Raw genomic sequence first — 20,879 nt, forward strand, 5'->3', positions numbered from 1 at the left:
ACATCATCTCGCCCGACGATCACCCGAGGAGTTCCCTACGTGAGTACGTCCCTGTCGGACCAGCACCCAGAGCAGTCGCTGGGAGTCTTTCCGACCAAGCCGTCGGCCCTGGCCGCGATGTTCACCTCGGCACCAGCACTCATCGGTGCCATCCACCTGCCCGCCCTCCCCGGCAGCCCGCACTACAAGGGCCGGCCCGTCTCGGAGATCTCCGAGTTCGCCCTGGCCGAGGCGCACGCATACATCGACAATGGTTTCGACGGAGTCATCGTCGAGAACCATTGGGACATACCCTTTCTCAAGCCGGGTGAACACGGATACGAAACCGCGGCCAGCATGGGCGTCGTCACCGCCGCCGTCGTCGGCGACTTCGGCGACCGCGTCGGCGTGAGCATCCTGTCCAATGCCGGCGAATGCGGCGTGGCCGCAGCGTGGGCAGCGGGCGCGAGCTTCGTCCGCGTCAACCAGTGGGCCAACGCGTACATAGCCAACGAAGGATTCATCGAAGGCCAGGCCGCCAAGACCACCCGCTTCCGCCACCGCATCGGTGCCGACCCGGTCAAGATCTTCGCGGACGTGCACGTCAAGCACGGCGCGCATGCCATCGTCGCAGACCGCACGATCGCCGAACAGACCGAGGACGCCGAGTTCTTCGACGCCGACGTCCTCATCGCCACCGGCTCCCGCACCGGAGACGCCGCCTCCGTGGACGAGGTCTCGGTGATCAAGAACAACACGATGCTTCCTGTGATCATCGGCTCCGGCATCACCGCGGCCAACGTGGGCGAGCTGATGAAGGAATGCGACGGGGCCATCATCGCGTCGTCGGTGAAGGAGAACGCCCGCTGGTGGGGACGCGTCGCAGGCGAGAAGGTTCGCGCCGTCGCCCGCGCAGCTGGGAAATAGCCGATGATCGTCTTCTTCGGCTACGCCAACAACGATGTGACGGTGCATGTTCCGCATGTCCCGGTGCTGGGAGAGAGGGTGCAGGCAACGGCGATCGACACGATCGACGGCGGCATGAACGCCAATGCCGCGGTCTCCGCAGCCCGTATGGGTGCCCGCGTGGCCTTCGCCGGCGCAGTGGGCCCCGACGCCGGGTCCACCGAGTTTCTCGCCGGACTCGAGCACGACGGAGTAGACACCAGCTGGGCCCCGCGTGACGCTTTCCTCTCCACCGCAGTCGTTCTCATCGCCGAGGGCGGTGATCGATCGATCATCAGCCAGGACGACGCCAACGACGCACAACGGCTGGCAGCAGTCCTCGAGGCCCTCTCCGACGACGGCGGCCGACTGTTCGTCGACGGCTACCGAGCAGAGATGCTCCCCGCCGAACTGCCCGACAACGTCAGCCTCGCCATCGATCTCGACGGCTGCGACGATCTCGACGCCGCACTCCATGCGTTCGCCCTCGCCGATCACGTCATCGTCGGACGCAGCCTGTGGCAGAACAGCTTCGGCATAGATGCCGAACGGTGGTCGACGATGACCGCCGAGCACGACACTCACCTCGTCGTCACCGACGGCGAGCACGGGTGGACCCTGGTGACACCCTCGGGTGAGACGATCACCGAACCCGCAGTACAGGTCGACGTCGTCGACGCCGTCGGAGCCGGAGACTGCTTCTGCGGCACCTACATCGCCTTCGTCGACGCAGGCGAAGCCCCGGCTCATGCAGCGCGCCTCGCCGGGGCGTCCGCTGCTCTCGCATGCGCCACGGCCGGACCACGCGGCTGCCCCAGCATCACCGAACTCAACGAATTCACTGCCACCCTGGCCACTGTCGATCTTCAGGAGACCCGATGATCAAACGCGCACTCCCCCTCGTCCTCGGCACAGCACTTGCCCTCGGTCTCACCGCGTGCGACTCCGCCGCCCCCAGCGACACCGCGGGCGGCACCGACGCCTCCGCGTCGTCCATTCCGAATCCGTCCCGCGTCGCCGACACATGCGACGGCAAGAACGGCACCCTCAAGGTCGGCCTGGTGACCATCAATCTGCAAGCTCTGTTCTTCAACCAGATCAACAACGCCGCCCAGAAGGTCGCCGACGAAGCCGGTGTCGACCTCCAGATCATCAGCGGCAACGACGATTCGGTCACCCAGGCCAACGCATTCGACAACCTCATCGCTTCCGGCGTGGACGCCATCATCGTCGACGCCATCGACACCGACGGCATCAAGCCATCCGTGTCCAAGGCCGCCGCAGCAGGTATCCCGGTGGTGGCCGTCGACGCCACCGTCGACGACCCGGGCATCTCGACCCAGGTGGGAACAGCGAACGCCGAGGGCGGCGCTCAGATCGGTGACACACTCGCCGAGCTGGCGAACGACACCGGCACCGTCGGCATCGTCGGCGCACTCAACAGCACGATCCAGCTCGAACGTCAGAAGGGCTTCACCGACACGGTCTCCGCCGCGGGCATGACCGTCGGGACGGTCGTCGACGGGCGCAACATTCAGGAGAACGCGCAGACCGCCGCGGAGAACCTGCTCACCGGCAACCCGGACATGGAATACGTCTACGCCACCGGCGAACCCGCACTCATCGGGTTGGTCGCGGCAGTGAACAGCCAGAGTGCACAGGACCGGATCAAGGCCGTCGGATGGGACCTGTCGGATCAGGCTGTCTCCGCCCTCCAGGCGGGCTGGCTCGAGGGCGTCGTGCAGCAGAACACCTTCGAATTCGGCTACGAGGCAATGAACGCCGCGATCGATCTCGGTTGCGGTCGCACCGCACCCGCGGACATCCCGGTCCCGACGCAGATCGTCACCCCCGCCAACGTGGGCGACTACATGTACTACCTGGAGAAGTAGCCCTATGGCACACCATGATCCGACAACACCGTTGATCGAACTGTCGGGAATCACCAAATCGTACGGCCCGGTGAAATCGTTGCGGGGAGTCGACCTCCGGCTCTCACGCGGCGAAGTACTCGGAGTCGTCGGAGACAACGGCGCCGGCAAGTCGACGCTCATGAAAATCCTTGCCGGCGCCGTTCAACACGACGGTGGTGAGATGCGAGTCAACGGGGAACCGGTGCGCTTCTCGACACCGCTCGATGCGCAGCAGCAGAAGATCGGCATCGTCTATCAGGATCTGGCGCTGTGCGACACCCTCGATGTCGCGAGCAACCTGTTCCTCGGCCGTGAACCCCGCAAGGGACCGTTTCTGGACCGGCACGGCATGCACGAACGCGCCGCGAAGATCCTCGCGGACCTGCACGTCAAAGTGAAGTCGACGTACCAGGAGATCGGGCAACTCTCGGGCGGGCAGCGGCAGACGGTCGCCATCGCCAGGGCCGTCTCGTTCCGGCCCGACGTGTTGATCCTTGACGAGCCAACGGCCGCACTGGCCGTCGCCGAGGTGGAATCGGTCCTGAAACTCATCACGGACGTTGCGGCCCAGGGCGTCGGCGTCATCCTCGTGACGCACCGCCTGCAGGATCTGTTCCGAGTCTGCGACCGCATCACCGTCATGTACGAGGGACAGAGCGTCGACGACGTTCCGATCGGCGAGCTGAACATCGAATCGCTCGTCGGACTGATCACTCGCACTCCGGTTCCCCAGCGTTCACCGTCCTCGCCGGAAGGCCGCCCATGATCACTATCGACAAGAACGCACAGCCCAGCGTCGCGAAACTCGCTGCGCGACCGACATTGTGGCAACAGACCAACAAGCCGACACTGGCCATGCTGGCCGTCACCGTCGCGGTGGCCCTCGTCTTCTCGGTGACCACGTCGTCGTTCCTGACGTTCACCAACATCTCCAACCTCGCCACGCAGATCGCACCGGTCCTGATCATCGCCGTCGCGATGACGTTCGTGATCACCACCGGCCAGATCGACCTCTCCGTCGGAGCGACGGTCGCATTCGTCGCCGCGATGAGCGCCGAGCTCATCCAGGCAGGCGTCGACTCCTCGGTCGTGTTCGTCGCGGCTCCACTGATGGGTGCGGCGTGGGGACTGGTCAACGGCTGGCTCGCTGCCTACCAGGGCATTCCACCGTTCATCGTCACACTCGCCACGCTCTCCATCATCCGCGGAATCGCGCTGTACCGCACCGAGGGCTTCTCGGTTCCCATCACCCCGGGCACCGCGTTCGCCAAGCTCGGCACTGCGTCGTGGCTCGGGTTCTCGGCGAGCGCCTGGATCGCCCTCGCCGTGGTCGTCATCGGCGCGGTTGCGCTGGGTCGCACCCGCTTCGGCCGCTACGTCACCGGAATCGGGTCCAACGTCGAATCCGTCCGACGCTCCGGCGTCAACACCCGTCGCGTGTTGATGATGACGCTGGTGTTCACCGGTCTTGCCGCCGGCATTGCCGGCCTGCTCATCGCCGCACGACTGGGATCGGGTTCCGCCAACTCCGCCAACGGTTTCGAGCTGACCGTCATCACCGCGGTGGTGCTCGGCGGAACCAACCTGTTCGGTGGACGAGGAACCGTGGTCGGCACCGTGATCGGTGCGGTCCTCACCGGCATCATCGCCAACGGCCTGACGCTGCTGGGCGTGAGCCCCTTCCTCACGCCCATCATCACCGGAATCGTTCTGCTCGTCGCCATCTGGATCAACATGCGTGGGCACTCGTTGGCGTCACTGTTCAAGCACCTGCAGAGCGCACCGGGCAAACAGTGATCGTCCGGACGGTGACCGGTCCGGTCGACTCCAGCGAGCTGGGGTTGGTGTTACCGCACGAGCACCTGCACAACGACGCCTCGGTGGCGTACTCGGAATCGCCCGATCCCACTGTGGCGCAGATTCTTTCCGGACCGATCTCGGCCTCGGACGCCTGGCTGTTGCACGACAATCCGTATCACAGCGCCGACAATTGCCGGATCGACGACGCGGCGGCCGTGTTGGCGGACCTGAAAACCTTTGCCGACCACGGCGGGACGACCGTCGTCGATCTGACACCACCGGGCATCGGTCGTCGACCCGAGATCCTGGAACGGTACTCCCGAGACTCGGGCGTCCGGGTCGTCATGGGCTCGGGCTGGTACCTCGAGGCCACGCACCCGGCCGAGGTCGCCTCGCTGAGCGTCGACCAACTCGCGTCGGGACTCGTTGCCGAGTTCTCCTCGAACGACGGGCCTCGCCCCGGGGTCATCGGGGAGATCGGAGTCTCGCCGTCGTTCACCGCCGCCGAGAAGAAGGCGTTACGCGCCGCATGCGTCGCGCAACGAGAAGTCGCTGTACCACTCTTCGTTCACCTTCCGGGGTGGCAGCGGCGCGGGCACGAAGTGCTCGACATCGTCGTCGAGGAGATGGGTGTCGACCCGAGTGCTGTGGTGCTCTGCCACATGGACCCGTCGGGCAACGATCCCGACTACCAATGCGCTCTGGGTGATCGCGGGGTGTATCTGGAATTCGACATGATCGGCATGCCCTTCGAGTTCCCGGGTGAGGGTCAGTCTCCATCGCCCGCCGACACCGCCTTCGCGGTCGCCGGTCTCATCGGCGGCGGATACCGACGGCAATTGCTCCTCAGTCACGACCTGTTTCTCAAGTCGATGCTCCGCACATTCGGTGGCAACGGTTTGGCCTACGTACCAGTCTCTTTCGCAGCACGACTCGTGCGCAGCGGAATCGATCCCCAGCACGTGTCCTCGCTCATGCGAGACAACCCGAGGTCGCTCTTCGAGAGCGCCGGAAAAGGATAGAGAACCACCATGGGTAAGAAAGTTCTGATCGCCGGTGAAAGCTGGATGACCACCTCGACGCACGTCAAGGGCGTCGACGAATTCACCGTGCACTCCTACGTGGAAGGTGTCGGACCACTCAAGGACGCCCTGGCTTCCCGCGGACACGACGTGGTGCACATGCCGGCGCATCTGGTGCCGACACAATTTCCCGGTAACGGCGAGGCTCTGTCCGCCTACGACGTCATCGTCCTCTCGGACATCGGTGCCAACTCGATTCAGCTCGCACCCAGCGTCTTCGACCGTTTTCAGGCAGGCGAGGACCGCCTGGTCGAGCTCCGGAACTGGGTGCACGACGGCGGTGCACTGCTGATGATCGGCGGATACCTTTCGTTCTCCGGGTTCCAGGCCCGCGCTGCGTTTCGGCAAACAGCACTCGCAGACGCTCTGCCGGTGACGATGCTCGCCGAAGACGATCGCGTGGAGACCCCAGGTGGCATGGTCCCCGTGGTCGTCGACGACAAGCACCCCACCGTGAGCGCCAGTGGGATCGAGTGGCCTGCACTCCTGGGCTACAACCGAGTGATCGCCAAGGACGGAGTTGCCGTCCCCGCCACCATCAACGGAGATCCGCTCGTCGCTGCGGGCACCTACGGCAAGGGCCGCTCGGCGGTATTCACCTCGGACTGCTCGCCGCACTGGGCACCGCCGGAGTTCTGCGAGCAGTGGCTCGGCTACACCGATCTGTTCGACGGCCTGATCACCTGGTTGTCCGCGGAATGAGTCGCTCCGCCGAACTGATTGCGCGGCAACAACGCAACCTCGATGCTGCGCAGCGCGTCCCCTTCATCGTCGAATCGATCGACGGCACACTACGCGACGACCACTTCCGGCGTTACCTGGTGATCGAGGAGGCGTTCGTACTCACCGCGGTGCGCATCCTGGGACTCGTCGTCGCAGAGTCCGAGTCCTTGGACGACGCAACCGATCATGTGGTGTCACTGTCGAATCTCGTCGGTGAGCAGCGGGAGTACTTCGCCGGGCTACGTGAGCAGTTTCCGTACGACGGCGATACCGACGAGTTGATCGAGAGTTCGTCCGTACTGTCCGACTACGCGTTGGGACTTGCCCGTCGAGACGGCAGGGCTGCAGCACTCGTGGCGATGTTCGCCGCCGAGACCCTGTACCTGTCCTGGTGCCGCGCAGCACTCGATACGTCGGCCGATCGCGAACCGGCGCTGCAGGAGTGGATAGAAATGCATACCCGACCTGCTTTCGTGGCGCAGGTCGACGCGTTGGCCCGAGAGGTCGACGTCATGAACGCTGTGGACGATGCAAGGCTGGACGAGTGGTTCGCAGGAATGTTGGCCGCCGAGAACGAATTCCACAACGCGGCGATGGACTAGTGCCTGCGGCAGTGGTGTGACAAGGCCTGCGGGTCGTTCCGCAGGCTCCACTCCCATGTGCCGCCTGGGGCACTCGACCACACCACTGCCGCAGGCACTTACAGGCGTTCGACGATGGTGGCGTTCGACAGGCCGCCCGCCTCGCACATCACCTGCAGCCCGAAGCGTTGCTCACGTTCGGCGAGGGCGTGGACCATGGTTGTCATGATGCGCGCACCGCTGCCGCCGAGGGGGTGACCGATGGCGATGGCTCCGCCGTTGACGTTCACCTTGCTCGGATCGGCGCCGGTCTCCTTGGCCCATGCGAGCACCACGGAGGCGAATGCCTCGTTGACCTCGAACAGGTCGATGTCGCTCATCGTCAACCCCGCCTTGGCGAGCACCTTCTGCGTGGCCGGGATGACGGCGGTGAGCATCATCAGCGGATCGTCACCGACCACGGCGAAGCTGTGCAGCCTGGCCATCGGCGTGAGGCCGAGCTCCTTCGCCTTCTCGCTGGTGGTGATCATGACCGCGGCGCTACCGTCGTTGATCTGGCTTGCGTTGCCCGCGGTGATGTTCCATTGGATTTCGGGGAACCGCTGCGCCATGGCGTCGCTGTAGTACGCCGGACGCAGCCCTGCCAGGGCCTCCAGCGTCGACCCGGTGCGGACCCCCTCGTCACGGTCGAGCCCGCGGATGGCGCTGATCTCCCTCTTGAAGCGTCCCTCTTCGGTTGCCGCCGCGGCCTTCGCGTGACTGGACAATGCGAATTCGTCCATTTCGGTCCGGCTGATACCCCACCTGGCCGCGATCAGTTCGGCACTGATGCCCTGCGGCACGAGACCGTCCGGATACCTCTCGGCGAAACCGACACCTGCCGGGTCCTCGGTACCGATCATGTTCGAGCCCATCGGGATTCGACTCATGGACTCCGACCCGGCCGCAATCGCCAGATCGTAGGCGCCGGAGATGACGCCCTGAGCGGCGAAGTGAATCGCCTGCTGGCTGCTTCCGCACTGACGGTCCACCGTGGTCGCAGGCACGGATTCGGGATAGCCCGCCGCCAATGCAGCACGTCGAGTCATGTTCGACGCCTGATCCCCCACTGCGGTGACGACACCACCGATGACGTCGTCGATCTGGTTCGGGTCGATTCCACTGCGCTGCACAACTTCCCGAAGACTGTGGGCCATCAGGTCCACTGGATGTTCGGGATGCAGAGTGCCGTTTGCCTTGCCCCGCCCGACCGGGGTTCTGACTGCCTCGACGATGACTGCGTCTCTCATGACGGCTCCTTGTCCGATCGACCCGTTCCTATCGGATCGCTGACACCACGGTACGATCTGGCTATAGTTTTGTAAAGTTAGTAGTATCGTGACATGCCCCTCCACATGGACGGCCCACTGTCCGACCTCGACTCCTGGACGGCCGGCGACCGCTGCTCCATTGCGCGCGCCTTGTCCGTGGTCGGAACCCGATCCGCCATGCTGATCCTGCGCGAGGCCTTCTACGGCACGACGCGATTCGACGACTTCAGCCGACGCGTCGGCATCACCGACGCCAGCAGCGCCGCCCGACTCAAAGAACTCGTCGACGCGGGAATCTTCGTCAAACAGCCCTACCGCCCCGACAAAGGACGAACACGCTACGAGTACATCCTGACGAAAATGGGGGAAGACCTGCTGCCCGTCGTACTCGGGCTGATGCAATGGGGCGACGAGTATCTACAGGATGATGACGGGCCCCTCGATGTGGTTGATGCACAAGGAAACCCAGTGCACGTCCGGATCACCGACAACAACGGCGCGGAAGTGCCGGTGAACGAACTGAGAGTGCGCATCGCCTAGCCTCCGGTGTTCGACTCGAAGAGGCGCACACACAGCGGGCACGACCCGTAACCTGCTGCACGTGGGCAACGATCGACGGCGTGGCACCGGAGGCCGACCAGACAGGGCCTGGACCGCACTGGTTTTCGGTCTCACCCTGGCCGCAGCCCTGTCATCGCTGTGGCACTTCGCCGCGCCCCTCGCGCCCTTCGACCCGGCGGCTGTATCCGGCGAGACCGGAAGCGTATCGATCATTGGTTACGCGCAACTGTTCACCGAACAGGGTCCCCCGTGGTTTCCGTCGTCGCTCGTCATCGGCGCACTGACACTGTGCGTGGTTGCTGCGGCAGCACGGATTCGAGGATCTCGGCAGTCGCTGTTCTGGTGGCCCTTGCCGACGTCGGTGTTTCTCGGAGCTTCCTTGTGGGCCTCCGCCGCCGTCAGTCCGCCGCAGGTCTCGGCCATTGCCTTGGTTCACCCCGACTCGATGGCCGCGCAGATGTCGGAGTCGCCGCTGTTCCGAGAATCGAGTCTCGTGTTCCTGATCGAATGCCTGGCAGTGTCGATCGTGATCGGTGCAGTTTTCGCGGGTGTTCAACACAGGGCCGACCGACGCTGAGGCCGAGTACGTTCAGGCCGTGATCGCCTGGCGTTGTGCGATGCCCCGCGATGCGGTCAACTGTTTCTGCAGGATCGACCCAATCAGCAATGGTGCTGCAGCGCATGCGGCAATCGGGCGCGCGCTGCACGACACCACGCCGTGAAGAAGGGCAGATCATGAACATTTCGGTACATCAAGTGGTCCTCAACTGCACCGACGCCCGTGAGTCCGCCGAGTTCTACCCGCAACTGCTGGGTTTCGAGTACATCCCCGGTGACGCCGAGACGATCGATCCGGATTGGCTCGCGATCACCGCGCCGGACGGTTCGTGGCGAATCGCGTTTCAACAGATCGACTCACTACCGGCCGCAACATGGCCGGACGGCGAGCACCCTCAGATGTTGCACCTGGACTTTCGCGTCGACACCGTCGAGCAACTCGACGAAGAGCACACGCGCGCACTCGAATTGGGTGCGCAACTATTGCGGGACCTGCGGGACGACCCGGAAGCGCCGATCCGAATCTATGCCGACCCGGCCGGCCATCCGTTCTGCATCTTCGTCGGGACGTGAACCGCCGCGCCCCGCACATCAGCTCCCCACATTCGGATACCCGACGCCGATCGGAGTCACATATCCACAACCGAGGAGCCGATCCGCGGACTACGGACGCCAACCGAGCATCCGAGTGGTGTGGTCGAGTGCCGCCCGGGGCACACAACCACACCACTGCCGCAGGCACTCAGCCCAATTGCACTGTGACCGTGGCGCGGTGACCGAAGATTCGCTTGCCCTCGAACGTGGCACCCAGTGAGATGACCGCAGTACGCGTCGCCTCGTCCTTGGACTTGATCTTGCCGGTGAAGACGATCTCGGCGGCCTTGTGGGTGTCGACCGGGATGGGGGTGGTGAAGCGGACGGTGTAGTCCTTCACAGCGCCCGGGTCGCCGAGCCACTCGGTGATGTACCCGCCGCCTACGCCCATCGTGAGCATCCCGTGGGCCAGCACGTTCTCGAGATCGATCAGTTTGGCGAACTGCTCGCTCCAGTGAATCGGGTTCGCGTCGCCGGCAACACCTGCGTAGTTGACCAGGTCACCGCGGGTCAGGCGCACCGTGCGGGGCGGCAGTTCGTCTCCGACGTTCACCTCGTCGAACTTCTGTGTGGGCCGACCCCGGTACTCCTCGACGACCAGAGGTTCGTGTTCCTGCGGAGTGGACAGTGTGCCGCTCTCGCCGGAATCGGCACCGCTGACGTCCGTCGTCGCGCCGAACATCACCAAGTTCTTCGCAGACTCGGCGATGGCCGGATCGATCTCGCCGGACCGACCGACGAGCAGCGTGGTGTACGTGGTCTGCACCAGTTCGTTCTTCTGGTTGGACACGACGTTCTTGGTGACCATCATGTCGCGTCCCATGACCGTCTTGAAAGAGTCGAGCGAGACATCGCACGTCAGTTGATCGCCGGCGAGGATCGGCTTCTGGAACACCAGCACCTGATCGGTCTGGAGGATCTGGCTCAGGTCGTAGCCCTCGGCGATGGACTGGAGAAGCTTCTTCTGCGCAAGGGTGCCGACCAGCGACATGAACGTCAGAGGCGCGACGAGGGCACTGTGACCCAGCGCGGCCGCGGCATCTCCGTCCCAGTGGGCGGGGTGGAAATCCTGGACGGCGCGGGCGTACTCACGGACCTTCTCGCGGCCCACCTCGTAGTAGTCCTCGGTGCGGTAGTGATAACCGACCATGCTCCGAGCATGTTCCGCCGGATCGAATGCTTCACCGTCGGTTGCTGCCGTACCGGACTCCGCTACCTGCTCTGCCACTGTTGTCCCACCGTCTCGTACCCCACTGTTCACCATTACCCGAGCAACCTACCGAACAACGGCGTTCGTTGGCCAGGCCGGCGGGTTCAAGCCGAGCGGTGTCGCGGTGAGTCGTGGTAGCCCACCATGCCCACCATCGAGGCATGTTGCGACGGCGCGACGTTGGCGATCGTGGCACCCCGCGGGCGGTGTCGACGCGACGCGACCGCGTCGACGGCCATCAGAGCCGCACCGTGCGCGGTGAGAGACTCCGGATTGGCGGGTGCGACGACCGGCAGCATCAGATCACGACGGAACAGGCGCCGCAGCGTCGGAATGTTGGCGCAGCCACCGACCATCACCAGGGCGTGAACGGCACAGGGCGCGTCGACGATCACACTGGCCACCCAGTCCTCCAACGACCGAATGCTGCGTTCGAGAACATCATCGAAAGTGTTGCGCCACAACCTGACCGGACCACCGACGAAGGGTCCGGCAACTTCGGCCACCCGCAGTCGAGAAAGCTGCTCACGCGCCGTTCGGACCGATACCGTCAATTCTGCCCGTGCCCGATCGGACGCCAACTCGTCCGCTCCGTACGTCGAGAGCAGGTAGCGGGAGAGTTGCTCGTCGCAGCTGTTGCCTCCGAACAACGTGGTGCGCACGGAACTGAAGACCGTACCGGTGGCCGGGTCTGCCACGGACACCGTGGTGCCCGACGCCCCGATGTCACAGACCGCGACCGTACGAGCGCCCTCGAGCTGGCCCGTTCCCTGCAGATACCGCAGCTGAGCTCCGAGTTCGGAGGCGACCAGCAGTCGATCGGCCTCGTACGTGGAGTAGGCGGACGTACGCGCGCGAGCACCGGGATCGTCGGGTACCGCCAACACGATGTCCGTTCGGTCGACCATCTGATCGCGCGACATGGAGTCCAATAAGTCGATGGCGACCTGAAGGTGATCGTCAGGATCGAACGAGTGAACGATGTGGGCCGACCGCACCGACTCGTCGATCGCATCGACTGCGACCCCTCGGGCAGTGGCAGAACCCACCGAAACACCAAGGACTGTTCTCATGATTCCTCGACTCGACTGGCTACTCCGACCTGCCGATAGTAAACCGCCGAACCGTCGTCTGGACAGCAATCTCGGTATCTGAATGAACTTTCGGTTTGTTTTGGGACATATAACAAGCAGCGAAACTCGTGCGGACCGATCCTAGGCGACGTGATCGAAAGGATCTCGACGGTACGCCAGCAGCGGACCCCACTCCTCCTGCGCCGAGGTCATCGCCGCACAGGCGACGCCGTTGGCCGAGTCCATTCCGCGCGCGGCCGCGACGATGGACCGAGCCGACTGCACGAGGGAGACATCGAATCGGAAGCTGTGCGCCGCCAATTCGGCGAACGCGTCCTCCGGACTACAGCCGCGCAGCGCGATGAGAACACCCACCGCCCTGTCGATAGTGGTGCGAGTCAACGGTTCTGCTGCGGGATTCTCGGTCATCGAATACTCACCGTCTGCTGGTCGATGACTCGATGGTAGCCACGCATGAGCAGAAGTTCAGGTGTCGGAGTCGAATTCACATACCCGTCACGAGAAGGACTTGTCCAAGTATCAAAAATGCACGCTCACAAGGGAATCAACGAATCGATCTCACTCGACCGGACTCGCCGCCGGTTCTTCGTCGACGGTCGTGGGTTCGGTGGTGACCGGAACCTCCGTGGTGGTCTCGATCGGGCTCGTGGTCGTCGGAGGATCGGGGTCGGGTTCCGGCTCGACGGTCGTCGTTTCTTCTCCACCCGAATCACCACCGCCACCCGAGTTGCCGCCGCCCGACGCCCCGCCGTCCGCATCGCCGTCCGAGTCGCCACGACCTTCGCTGCCGCCGCCGGAGACCACGCCGGGTCTGCCGCCACCCGATCCGGCCCGGGAGTCCCCACCCCCCGACGAGCTCTTCGACGTGGGGACCGGACTCGCGGGGAGCGCTTCACTCCAGGTACCGACCGGCACCGGCCCGTACACAGGTGCCTCGAACACCCCGGCCTCGATGGACGGAACAACCGATGGCGCAGGCGGGGGGACCGCCGAACCCGCGACCACCGCCACCGACGACGACGCGACCTCGCTGCCCCCGGCCGACGGCATCTCGGTGCGATCCGCGCTGTCGACCACGGAATTCTGGGTCGGACCGGCCGCCGACAGCGCCCACACCGTGGCTCCGCTCAGCGCGGCGAGAACCGACGCCCAAACCGATCATCGTCAGTCGCGCACCGCGTGGAGTACCGGCCGCATCGCTGCCGGAACCGTTCCAGACCTCGTCGACCGACTCCGCAGGGACGTCGACCGGCCCGCCTGCCCATGCAGTGAGGGCGTCGACGGTGCCGATCAGTGCTGCTGCAACTCCCAGCGGAACCTCGGCGTTCAACCGCGGATCTCCGGCGTCGACCACCACGACATCGCGAACCTCATGGGCGGCGAGCGCTGCACGAACGATCCCGCAGAGCGCGATGCTGTCGCACACCACTCCGGAACCGCTGATCCGCAGGTCGTTCTGGGCCGCTTGCACCCTCATGATTCCGAGCATCGTGGTGACGGCGTCACCCACGCCGCCGGGAACCGCGGCAACGGACACGGTGCGCGTGGAGATGGCTCCCAACTCGGGTAGATCGGCCTCGACCAGCACGGCCGACACTTCTTCGGCACCGACGTGTATCCCGAGCGCAATGGCCATGGTCGTCGACTCCCCCCGACTTCGATTCGGGCTCAGAGTACCCTTCGAGCCCGAAATCGGGGAAACAAATTGTTTTGCTCGATCAGAACTCCAACCTGCTGGCCTCGTCGCGGGCCGTCTCGGCGGCCCGGCGCTCGCGCTCGAAGAGCAGGCCGAAGGTGAATCCGTTCTCCCCCGCCGTCGTGCCTGCTCGCGCGCCGAGGGTACGCAGAATGTCCGCCGCGATCACCGCGTCCTGATGCTCTCCCAGCACCTCCTGAATCGTCTTGAAGTGCTTGATGTTCGCTTTCGAGACCTTCTTGTCCACCACCGGTGCAACCAACTCGGCCGCATACCGTGCTCGTTTCGATGCCTTCCGTGCCCGATGCAGCGCCTCGTCGTCGGTACCGCGCACGGCACTCTTCGTCCGATCGATCGCTTTCTTTCCTGCCTTGCGTGCCAGCTTGACCAACACGCGGTCGGTGACCTCGCCGTCGATCGGTAGCCCGCGCGACCACTCCGCCAGCGTCGTGAGCAGCGCGCGGTAGCGCTCTCCGTCGAGTTCGGTCATCGCCGCCTCGCGGTACCGAATCTGCTCGGCGAGCAGGTCGTTCTCGATGCGCGACGCGACCGGACCGAGCACCAGTTCGGGCGGTAGTTCGCGCAACGCGGCGGCGAACCGGGCACGTTGCACCTGACGATCGCGCACTTCACCGAGAATGCTTGCATACCAAGACAGTTCGGCCTCGAGCTGGGCGGCGGGCTCATCCTCGAACAGGCTACCGAACACACGAAGGGTACTGCGGTATCGCCGAATCGCCACCCGCGTGGAATGAATCGGATCCAGCCCTCGACGCAGATACACATCGCCTGCGACGATCGCCTGCGCCTGCGCGTCGAGATAGTCCGCCAACAGCACCACCCCGGGTTCGGCGGGTACCTGACGCACCACCGACAGCGCCCGATCCAGCTTCGACGGATGCGCCGACGGCCGGGCACCGGCAGCCCGCAGCACCTTGCCCGCCTTCTTCAGAAACGACTCCGACCCTGCGGGTCCGAGTTCCACCTCGACCTCCCGCCACCGCGGACCGGTCGCGCCGCCGATCAGGACGACGGAGACCTCGTCGTCGGCCACTTCCGCGACCACAGCCCCGTCGGCGTCGGACACGGTGTGAATCGTGCGATGCGTCGTCAGAGTCGCGACCGCAGACAACTCCGCGCCCATCACCGCACCGCGCAGCACGTCGTTCAGCTCGTCCGGCACCGCACCGTGCGCTCCGTTGCCGAGAGGGAGCCGAATCTCGGTCCGCGCCTTCTCCGCCGGGACCTTCGCATGCCAGCCGTTGTCGGATTCACCGGTACGACGCCGAACCGTGATTCCGCGTCGCAACAGGTCGTGGCCGGTCGTGTCGAAGTACTCACTGCTCAGGTCGGTCTCGCTCGACGCCAGAGCGCCGCCGGAGGGCACCAGTGAAGCGAGAGTGGGCAATCGGAAATCTGCGTCGACGTCGAACTTGTCTTCGCGCTCGGTCTGAATCGACTCCATACCTGTCATCCTGCCTCGAGTACCGGGGCCGATGGAGTCCGAAACTGCAGACCGGTCAGCGTCGCGGAAAGTCGAAGTCCGGCAGCGGAAAATCGAACGTCCGAGTGGACCGTGTGGTGGTCGGCGGACGCGTCGTCGTCGTCGCCCGGGTCGTCGTGGCGGGGCTCGTCGTGGTCGGACGAGTCGTGGTGGCAGGCGGGACAGCCGTCGGTACAACGGTCGACCGATCGGGGGTGAGCGTGTCGGGTGCCGTCGTCTGCTGAATGTCGGACGGTGCACTGGTCGTGGCCACGGTGCGCCGCGCTGCGGTGGTGCTCGCCGCGTCGGAAGTGGTCGGCGCTGGGGCCGAGGGCGACGTTGCCGACGGGTCGACCGGAGGCGAGGCCTGCGCCGTCGTGGTCGCGGGCGGCAACGACGACCCGGTGGGGTCGGCGGGTGATCCGTCTGCGGCAGGCACCACGGATTGCGACCGAGCGGTCGGTGAGGCGTCCTGCGAACTGTTCACCGACGGAGACGGCTCGTCGCCGCTGGTGCGTGCGGCCGCAGTGACCACGGTGCCGGCTGCACACACCGCCACGATCGCCGCGAGTGCGCCCCCGAGATGCCGAGACTTGTTGACCCTGGTCATCCGCTTGGAGGAGGTGTCGCTGTGCCGTGGGCGCTTGGAGACCACCGGGGCGACCGCACCCACCTCCACGTCTGCGGAGTCCCGATCCACGGCAGCGAACCGATCGGTGAGCACTTCGGGCGGTGCCGGGGTGGGCCGCCGACCCACCGTCCGAGCGATCCCGGCAGCGCCGTGCGCCGCCAGCAGTTCCGGCTGCTCGGGCACGTAGACCGGCATCGACACCGCGTCGAACAGGACCTGCCGAATTATCTGCATGTTGGCACCACCACCGACGGCGACGATGGCGTCGACGTGGATGCCCTGTGCACCGACCTCGTCGAGCACGTCCACAGCCATCGAGACGGCTCGGCGCACGGCGTCGCCGATGAGCTCGTCGAGATTGCCACGCCACAGCGATGCACGTCCGCCGACGAACGGTCCGATGATCGACACGCTGCGAAGCAGTGCCAGTTCGTGTTTCCCGGCGCGGACGTCGTGAACGAGCCGCCGCCGAGCCTCGACCGTCAGCGCCTCGGCCGCACCGAACGTCGCGATGAGGTGATCGCACAGCACCCGATCGCAGTCGTCACCACCGAGAGCGTCCGTACGACGCGACGCGAGGACATCACCGCTGTCGACGTCCACCACGGATACCGAGGTACCGGATGCACCGACGTCGAACAGAGCGACGCAGCGCTCACCGGCGAGCACCCGCGTCTCCCGCAGCGCACCCAACTGGGCACCGAGTTCGGAGACGAGCACAACGCCATCGGAGAAGTCCTGGTCGTAGGCCGTCTTGGGGTCGCTTTCGCGCAGTGCGAGCACCGGATGGAAATCCGCGGACGCATACTCGGTCGCCAGATTGTGAACCGACGTGATGACGGCATCCCACGGATCGGGAGCGAGGCCGTTGGGTGCCGGCCGGGATGCGACGGGCTCGTGTACTTCCAGGACAGCACCGGAGCGAGCGTTGTCGCTGATCACGCTGCGCAGACCACTCGACCCCAACGAAGCGCCGAGTACGGACACATCGGGAACCGCGGACACTAGAAACCTCGCTCTGGTAGGCCCCAACCCACGTCGAGTTACCAGAGTACCGCTACAACCGGACATTCACCACGTTTCGCGGTGAGAAACAGACCTCAGGATCGTTTACTCGACGCTCGAGCGAACGAAGTTCAGGTAGGCCTTCGACGGTGTCGGCCCACGCTGGCCCTGATACTTCGACCCCACCGCGGCGCTGCCGTACGGATTCTCGGACGGCGAAGACAGCCGGAAGAGACACAGCTGCCCGATCTTCATGCCCGGCCACAACGTGATCGGCAGGTTTGCGACGTTGGACAACTCCAGCGTGATGTGGCCACTGAAGCCCGGATCGATGAAGCCTGCGGTCGAGTGCGTGAGCAGACCCAGCCGCCCGAGCGAACTCTTCCCCTCGAGCCGACCGGCCAAGTAGTCCGGCAGCGTCGTCAATTCCAGCGTGGAGCCGAGAACGAACTCCCCCGGATGAAGAACGAACGGCTCACCTGCGGCAGGTTCGACCAGCGTCGTCAATTCGTCCTGCTGTAGCGACGGGTCGATGTGGGTATAGCGGGTGTTGTTGAACACCCGGAAAAGCTTGTCGAGCCGCACATCGACACTCGACGGCTGAACCATCGACGGGTCGAACGGTTCGATCGCGAGGTTTCCCAAGGTCACTTCGGCACGGATGTCACGGTCGGAGAGCAGCACCTCTGCAGGCTACTGGTCCTGGGCGGTCCCTCGCGACACACCCGAACCCCGATCACGTTACGTAGCTCCACAAAGGAAAAGCCGGACAATCGAGCGGCACGACCATTCACATTCGGGCAACTCCTATCAGGAAGAGTGAAATGACAATTCCGTTCGACGTCCCCTCGTACTGGGACGACAGATCACAATGCCTCGTTCTGGCCACCACTCCCGCCGAGAATCCGACCTTGTGGGAACAATTCCTGGACGGCGCAGAGGAAAGCTATATGCGACACGGTGTGACCACCGCACTCGAAATGTCGACCATTCGCGACGGCAGCACCACCTCACTGTTCTTCGCCGCACTCGACCGAACCGGGCAAATAGTCGGTGGAGTACGAGTGCAAGGACCGTATTCCTCGGTCGATCAATCTCACGCACTGATCGAATTCGCCGAGTACCCCGACGGGCTCCGACGCGTGCACACCATGCTCGACGAACGCATCGGCCACGGAGTCGTCGAACTCAAATCTGCGTGGGTCGCTCAGGGCGCACCCCACGGCCGGGCCGTCACCGCGATGATCGCGGAATCACCCGCCTACAGCACCGCGCTTCTCGGCGCGCGCTACGCGTTGGCCACCGCGGCATCCCACGTGCGCGCCGCGTGGCTCGACACCGGAGCGGTCATCGCCACCCAGATCGCACCGATCCCCTACCCCGACGAGCGCTATCGAACCGAGGTGTTCTGGTGGGACAGAACCACACTCGCATTCAACGCCGATCTGGCCACCTGGCGCCGGATGCGGCAGAACACCGTCACCCTGCTCGCGCACCGCCGCGCGGCCGCCGAACTCCCGGAAGCAGTCGCATCATGAACGATCAACACCTACCCGGCCACCACTGGAAGCCTGTGATATTCGACGAGACGGACGCCACACAGCGCGCCGCTCTCGACGAACTCAGACGCGATCCGACCCTCACATTTCTGGACGAGAGGAAGACGCAGAGAAAAGGCCTCCTCTCACTTCTTCCCAGCCCTGAGCAGAGCCTTCTCGACGAAAACGACAGGTGGGTCTTCTTTCCATGGCGGAAAACCGTCGTCGCGGTACTCGGACCGAACTCGTTCCGACACCTGAGGCTCGACAGAAACCGAAACAAGATAACTCTCGCGGAACAGAATTCTTTAGGAGATCTCACGATAGGAATCATCGGGCTCAGCGTGGGACACGCCATTGCCCACACCCTCGCACTCGAAGGAATCTGCGGGACGCTTCGCCTCGCCGATTTCGACGAGATCGAACTTTCCAACCTCAATAGAATTCCCGCGTCCATCCTCGATCTCGGCGTCAACAAAGCGGTCGTCGCTGCCCGACGCATTGCCGAAATCGACCCGTACCTACGCGTCGAAATCGCCGAGGACGGCATCACCGAGAGCACCATCGACGAGTTCTTCGACGGACTGGACCTCCTCGTCGAGGAATGCGACTCCCTCGATGTCAAAGTCCGGGCCCGCGAGGCGGCCCGGTCGCGACGCATCCCGGTACTGATGGAGACCTCCGACCGAGGGCTTCTCGACGTCGAGCGCTTCGACCTCGAGCCCGAACGCCCGGTGTTCCACGGCGTGCTCGGCGAGATCGACTCTGCGAGTCTGCGAGGGCTCGGCACGCGCGACAAGATCCCGATCGTTCTCGATCAGCTCGACGCCTCGCTGCTCTCGGCGCGCATGGCCGCTTCGATGGTGGAAGTGAGCGAAACCATCGAGACCTGGCCGCAACTGGGCGGCGACGTTCAACTCGGCGGTGCCACCATCGCCGCAGCCGTTCGACGCCTCGGCACCGGAGCGCACCTGCCGTCCGGACGAATCCGCATCGACCTCGACACCCATCTCGATGCGCTCGTGCCCCCGAACCCGACGCGTCGGGTGCAGGAGCCCTCGGTCGATACCGCCGTCGACGCCCGACGGGCGTGCGTCGATCCCGACGCGCTCGTTCTCGAGGCTGCCCGTCGAGCGCCGTCCGGTGGAAACAGTCAGCCGTGGACCTTCACCCGCGACGGACGCACCGTGCGGATCGAGGTCGATCGTTCACGAACCTCGACGCTCGACATCGCCTTCCGCGGCAGTTGCGTCGCCGTCGGTGCTGCCGCTTTCAACGCCCGAGTGGTGGCCACCGCGCAGGGCAGGCTCGACCGCACCGACGTCGGCGAGAACGGAGTCGAGATCACGCTGGGCGCGGGGGACCCACAACCCATCACCGATCGACGCCTGCTCGACGGCGTTCTCGAGCGGTGCACCAACCGGGAGTTGGGCACCGGCGCGCCGTTGGACGCGGACATCGCCGCCGACATCGCCGCTGCAGCGGCCGCAGAAGGTGGACGGGCAGTGCTGCTGACGACACCCGAATCCATTGCCGCGGCCGCGGATGTCCTCGCCGCCGCGGATCGCATTCGGTACCTCACACCGCACCTGCATCGAGACATGTTCTCCGAGTTGCGTTGGCCGGGAGATCCCGATCCCGACCGGGGCATCGAGGTATCGACTCTGGGGATCGACGACGCAGACCTGTCCAAGCTGGAGATCGTCAAGCGGCCGGACGTCATGGAGCTCGTCCAAGTCTGGGACGCCGGCGCGGCACTGGGGACCGATATGCGGGATCGAGTGCTGTCGAGTTCGGCACTTGCCGTGGTCGTCGTACCCGGATCGACCGCGGAACATTACATCAGAGGAGGATGTGCAACAGAGAACGTATGGGTAACTGCGCATTTGCGTGGATTGGCGGTGCAACCGGTTTCCCCTGCGTTCCTCTACGCCCGAAGCGTGGAGGAGTATCGGCAACTGTCGACGCACCACGCAGAAGCACTGCAGCAGTTGAGTTTTCGGTTCCGCGCACTGCTTGAAATGGAAAGCACCGAATCCGTTGCACTGGTGTTGCGGCTCAGTTGCGCCCCGAAAACAGCCATACATAGTCGCAGACTTCCTGTTTCAGCGTCTGTATCGGGGTAGAGTTCCGGCGAAGACCAGGGGGAACAGTCCTGCACTGAGTCTACGAGAGG

Annotated in this window: 23 protein-coding genes; 14 read left to right on the plus strand and 9 right to left on the minus strand. The window is 64.8% G+C overall.

Going from position 1 to position 20,879, the window contains the following annotated elements; all coding sequences use genetic code 11:
• Nucleotides 1-39 precede the first annotated feature (39 nt).
• The 8 genes from CH273_RS03755 to CH273_RS03790 are packed head-to-tail and all read left to right on the plus strand — an operon-like array spanning nt 40 to nt 7,044.
• A complete protein-coding gene (locus tag CH273_RS03755; protein ID WP_230596918.1) occupies nt 40-906 on the plus strand; it encodes a BtpA/SgcQ family protein in 867 nt (288 codons plus the stop codon).
• Between the two features lie 3 nt (nt 907-909).
• On the plus strand, nt 910-1,806 hold the full coding sequence (locus tag CH273_RS03760; protein ID WP_032396604.1) for a carbohydrate kinase family protein: 897 nt from the start codon (nt 910-912) through the stop codon (nt 1,804-1,806).
• Nucleotides 1,803-2,816 (plus strand): substrate-binding domain-containing protein, encoded by a 1,014-nt coding sequence (locus tag CH273_RS03765; RefSeq protein ID WP_032396605.1) that lies wholly within the window; start codon nt 1,803-1,805, stop codon nt 2,814-2,816. The genes CH273_RS03760 and CH273_RS03765 overlap by 4 nt, the downstream gene beginning before the upstream one ends.
• Nucleotides 2,817-2,820: 4 nt before the next feature.
• Nucleotides 2,821-3,603 carry an ATP-binding cassette domain-containing protein gene (locus CH273_RS03770; protein ID WP_032396606.1) on the plus strand — a complete coding sequence of 261 codons (783 nt, stop codon included), beginning with the start codon at nt 2,821-2,823 and terminating at the stop codon, nt 3,601-3,603.
• Nucleotides 3,600-4,634, plus strand: coding sequence for an ABC transporter permease (locus CH273_RS03775; RefSeq protein WP_032396607.1), 1,035 nt, complete (start codon nt 3,600-3,602; stop codon nt 4,632-4,634). The genes CH273_RS03770 and CH273_RS03775 overlap by 4 nt, the downstream gene beginning before the upstream one ends.
• A gap of 11 nt (nt 4,635-4,645) precedes the next feature.
• The gene (locus tag CH273_RS03780) at nt 4,646-5,659 is read left to right on the plus strand and encodes a phosphotriesterase family protein (RefSeq protein WP_230596920.1); all 1,014 of its coding nucleotides are present in this window, start codon (nt 4,646-4,648) and stop codon (nt 5,657-5,659) included.
• Between the two features lie 9 nt (nt 5,660-5,668).
• Nucleotides 5,669-6,421: a glutamine amidotransferase gene (locus CH273_RS03785; protein WP_032396609.1), complete on the plus strand. Its 753-nt coding sequence runs from the start codon at nt 5,669-5,671 to the stop codon at nt 6,419-6,421.
• Complete coding sequence (locus CH273_RS03790; RefSeq protein WP_032396610.1) at nt 6,418-7,044, plus strand: TenA family protein; 627 nt, start codon at nt 6,418-6,420, stop codon at nt 7,042-7,044. The genes CH273_RS03785 and CH273_RS03790 overlap by 4 nt, the downstream gene beginning before the upstream one ends.
• Nucleotides 7,045-7,142: 98 nt before the next feature.
• Here CH273_RS03790 and CH273_RS03795 read toward each other — a convergent pair whose 3' ends face one another.
• Nucleotides 7,143-8,312 carry a thiolase family protein gene (locus CH273_RS03795; RefSeq protein WP_032396611.1) on the minus strand — a complete coding sequence of 390 codons (1,170 nt, stop codon included), beginning with the start codon at nt 8,310-8,312 and terminating at the stop codon, nt 7,143-7,145.
• Between the two features lie 93 nt (nt 8,313-8,405).
• Here CH273_RS03795 and CH273_RS03800 point away from each other — a divergent pair, with 93 nt between their 5' ends.
• From CH273_RS03800 to CH273_RS03815, 4 genes are all read left to right on the plus strand, one after another.
• Nucleotides 8,406-8,873, plus strand: coding sequence for a winged helix-turn-helix transcriptional regulator (locus CH273_RS03800; RefSeq protein ID WP_094637948.1), 468 nt, complete (start codon nt 8,406-8,408; stop codon nt 8,871-8,873).
• A gap of 61 nt (nt 8,874-8,934) precedes the next feature.
• On the plus strand, nt 8,935-9,471 hold the full coding sequence (locus CH273_RS03805; RefSeq protein WP_032396613.1) for a hypothetical protein: 537 nt from the start codon (nt 8,935-8,937) through the stop codon (nt 9,469-9,471).
• Between the two features lie 33 nt (nt 9,472-9,504).
• Entirely contained in the window at nt 9,505-9,633 is a 129-nt protein-coding gene (locus CH273_RS28430) for a CGNR zinc finger domain-containing protein (protein ID WP_218829557.1), read from the plus strand.
• Nucleotides 9,630-10,025: a VOC family protein gene (locus CH273_RS03815; protein WP_032397233.1), complete on the plus strand. Its 396-nt coding sequence runs from the start codon at nt 9,630-9,632 to the stop codon at nt 10,023-10,025. Before CH273_RS28430 ends, CH273_RS03815 begins: the two co-directional genes overlap by 4 nt.
• 169 nt (nt 10,026-10,194) lie before the next feature.
• On the opposite strand, the gene CH273_RS03820 is transcribed toward CH273_RS03815, so the two are convergent.
• From CH273_RS03820 to dcd, 8 genes are all read right to left on the minus strand, one after another.
• A complete protein-coding gene (locus CH273_RS03820; protein ID WP_032396614.1) occupies nt 10,195-11,310 on the minus strand; it encodes a fused (3R)-hydroxyacyl-ACP dehydratase subunits HadA/HadB in 1,116 nt (371 codons plus the stop codon).
• Nucleotides 11,311-11,360: 50 nt separating this feature from the next.
• Nucleotides 11,361-12,329 carry an Hsp70 family protein gene (locus CH273_RS03825; RefSeq protein WP_032396615.1) on the minus strand — a complete coding sequence of 323 codons (969 nt, stop codon included), beginning with the start codon at nt 12,327-12,329 and terminating at the stop codon, nt 11,361-11,363.
• 141 nt (nt 12,330-12,470) lie between these two features.
• Nucleotides 12,471-12,758: an ANTAR domain-containing protein gene (locus tag CH273_RS03830; protein WP_032396616.1), complete on the minus strand. Its 288-nt coding sequence runs from the start codon at nt 12,756-12,758 to the stop codon at nt 12,471-12,473.
• A gap of 150 nt (nt 12,759-12,908) precedes the next feature.
• A complete protein-coding gene (locus CH273_RS27335; RefSeq protein ID WP_179275413.1) occupies nt 12,909-13,265 on the minus strand; it encodes a hypothetical protein in 357 nt (118 codons plus the stop codon).
• Nucleotides 13,243-13,986, minus strand: coding sequence for a hypothetical protein (locus CH273_RS03840; protein ID WP_052049867.1), 744 nt, complete (start codon nt 13,984-13,986; stop codon nt 13,243-13,245). Before CH273_RS03840 ends, CH273_RS27335 begins: the two co-directional genes overlap by 23 nt.
• 82 nt (nt 13,987-14,068) lie before the next feature.
• Nucleotides 14,069-15,511 carry a CYTH and CHAD domain-containing protein gene (locus CH273_RS03845; RefSeq protein ID WP_032396618.1) on the minus strand — a complete coding sequence of 481 codons (1,443 nt, stop codon included), beginning with the start codon at nt 15,509-15,511 and terminating at the stop codon, nt 14,069-14,071.
• Nucleotides 15,512-15,566: 55 nt separating this feature from the next.
• Nucleotides 15,567-17,165, minus strand: a complete 1,599-nt coding sequence (locus CH273_RS03850) for an Hsp70 family protein (RefSeq protein WP_032396619.1) — start codon at nt 17,163-17,165, stop codon at nt 15,567-15,569.
• A gap of 105 nt (nt 17,166-17,270) precedes the next feature.
• Nucleotides 17,271-17,849, minus strand: a complete 579-nt coding sequence (gene dcd / locus CH273_RS03855) for a dCTP deaminase (protein ID WP_032396620.1) — start codon at nt 17,847-17,849, stop codon at nt 17,271-17,273.
• A gap of 140 nt (nt 17,850-17,989) precedes the next feature.
• On the opposite strand from dcd, the gene CH273_RS03860 reads away from it, so the two are divergent.
• Nucleotides 17,990-18,703 carry a hypothetical protein gene (locus CH273_RS03860; protein ID WP_052049869.1) on the plus strand — a complete coding sequence of 238 codons (714 nt, stop codon included), beginning with the start codon at nt 17,990-17,992 and terminating at the stop codon, nt 18,701-18,703.
• The gene (locus tag CH273_RS03865; RefSeq protein WP_032396622.1) at nt 18,700-20,829 is read left to right on the plus strand and encodes an Rv1355c family protein; all 2,130 of its coding nucleotides are present in this window, start codon (nt 18,700-18,702) and stop codon (nt 20,827-20,829) included. Before CH273_RS03860 ends, CH273_RS03865 begins: the two co-directional genes overlap by 4 nt.
• The last annotated feature ends 50 nt before the right edge of the window (nt 20,830-20,879 follow it).

The organism is Rhodococcus sp. 05-339-2, from assembly GCF_002258965.1.
In the GTDB taxonomy this organism is placed as follows: domain Bacteria; phylum Actinomycetota; class Actinomycetes; order Mycobacteriales; family Mycobacteriaceae; genus Rhodococcoides.

Bases quoted from the DNA above. Each gene is read 5' to 3' on its own strand.
- CH273_RS03760 (WP_032396604.1), top strand. From the start codon at position 910: ATGATCGTCTTCTTCGGCTACGCCAACAACGATGTGACGGTGCATGTT.
- CH273_RS03765 (WP_032396605.1), top strand. From the start codon at position 1,803: ATGATCAAACGCGCACTCCCCCTCGTCCTCGGCACAGCACTTGCCCTC.
- CH273_RS03770 (WP_032396606.1), top strand. From the start codon at position 2,821: ATGGCACACCATGATCCGACAACACCGTTGATCGAACTGTCGGGAATC.
- CH273_RS03775 (WP_032396607.1), top strand. From the start codon at position 3,600: ATGATCACTATCGACAAGAACGCACAGCCCAGCGTCGCGAAACTCGCT.
- CH273_RS03785 (WP_032396609.1), top strand. From the start codon at position 5,669: ATGGGTAAGAAAGTTCTGATCGCCGGTGAAAGCTGGATGACCACCTCG.
- CH273_RS03790 (WP_032396610.1), top strand. From the start codon at position 6,418: ATGAGTCGCTCCGCCGAACTGATTGCGCGGCAACAACGCAACCTCGAT.
- CH273_RS03795 (WP_032396611.1), bottom strand. From the start codon at position 8,312: ATGAGAGACGCAGTCATCGTCGAGGCAGTCAGAACCCCGGTCGGGCGG.
- CH273_RS03800 (WP_094637948.1), top strand. From the start codon at position 8,406: ATGCCCCTCCACATGGACGGCCCACTGTCCGACCTCGACTCCTGGACG.
- CH273_RS03815 (WP_032397233.1), top strand. From the start codon at position 9,630: ATGAACATTTCGGTACATCAAGTGGTCCTCAACTGCACCGACGCCCGT.
- CH273_RS03820 (WP_032396614.1), bottom strand. From the start codon at position 11,310: ATGGTGAACAGTGGGGTACGAGACGGTGGGACAACAGTGGCAGAGCAG.
- CH273_RS03825 (WP_032396615.1), bottom strand. From the start codon at position 12,329: ATGAGAACAGTCCTTGGTGTTTCGGTGGGTTCTGCCACTGCCCGAGGG.
- CH273_RS03830 (WP_032396616.1), bottom strand. From the start codon at position 12,758: ATGACCGAGAATCCCGCAGCAGAACCGTTGACTCGCACCACTATCGAC.
- CH273_RS03840 (WP_052049867.1), bottom strand. From the start codon at position 13,986: ATGGCCATTGCGCTCGGGATACACGTCGGTGCCGAAGAAGTGTCGGCC.
- CH273_RS03845 (WP_032396618.1), bottom strand. From the start codon at position 15,511: ATGGAGTCGATTCAGACCGAGCGCGAAGACAAGTTCGACGTCGACGCA.
- CH273_RS03860 (WP_052049869.1), top strand. From the start codon at position 17,990: ATGACAATTCCGTTCGACGTCCCCTCGTACTGGGACGACAGATCACAA.
- CH273_RS03865 (WP_032396622.1), top strand. From the start codon at position 18,700: ATGAACGATCAACACCTACCCGGCCACCACTGGAAGCCTGTGATATTC.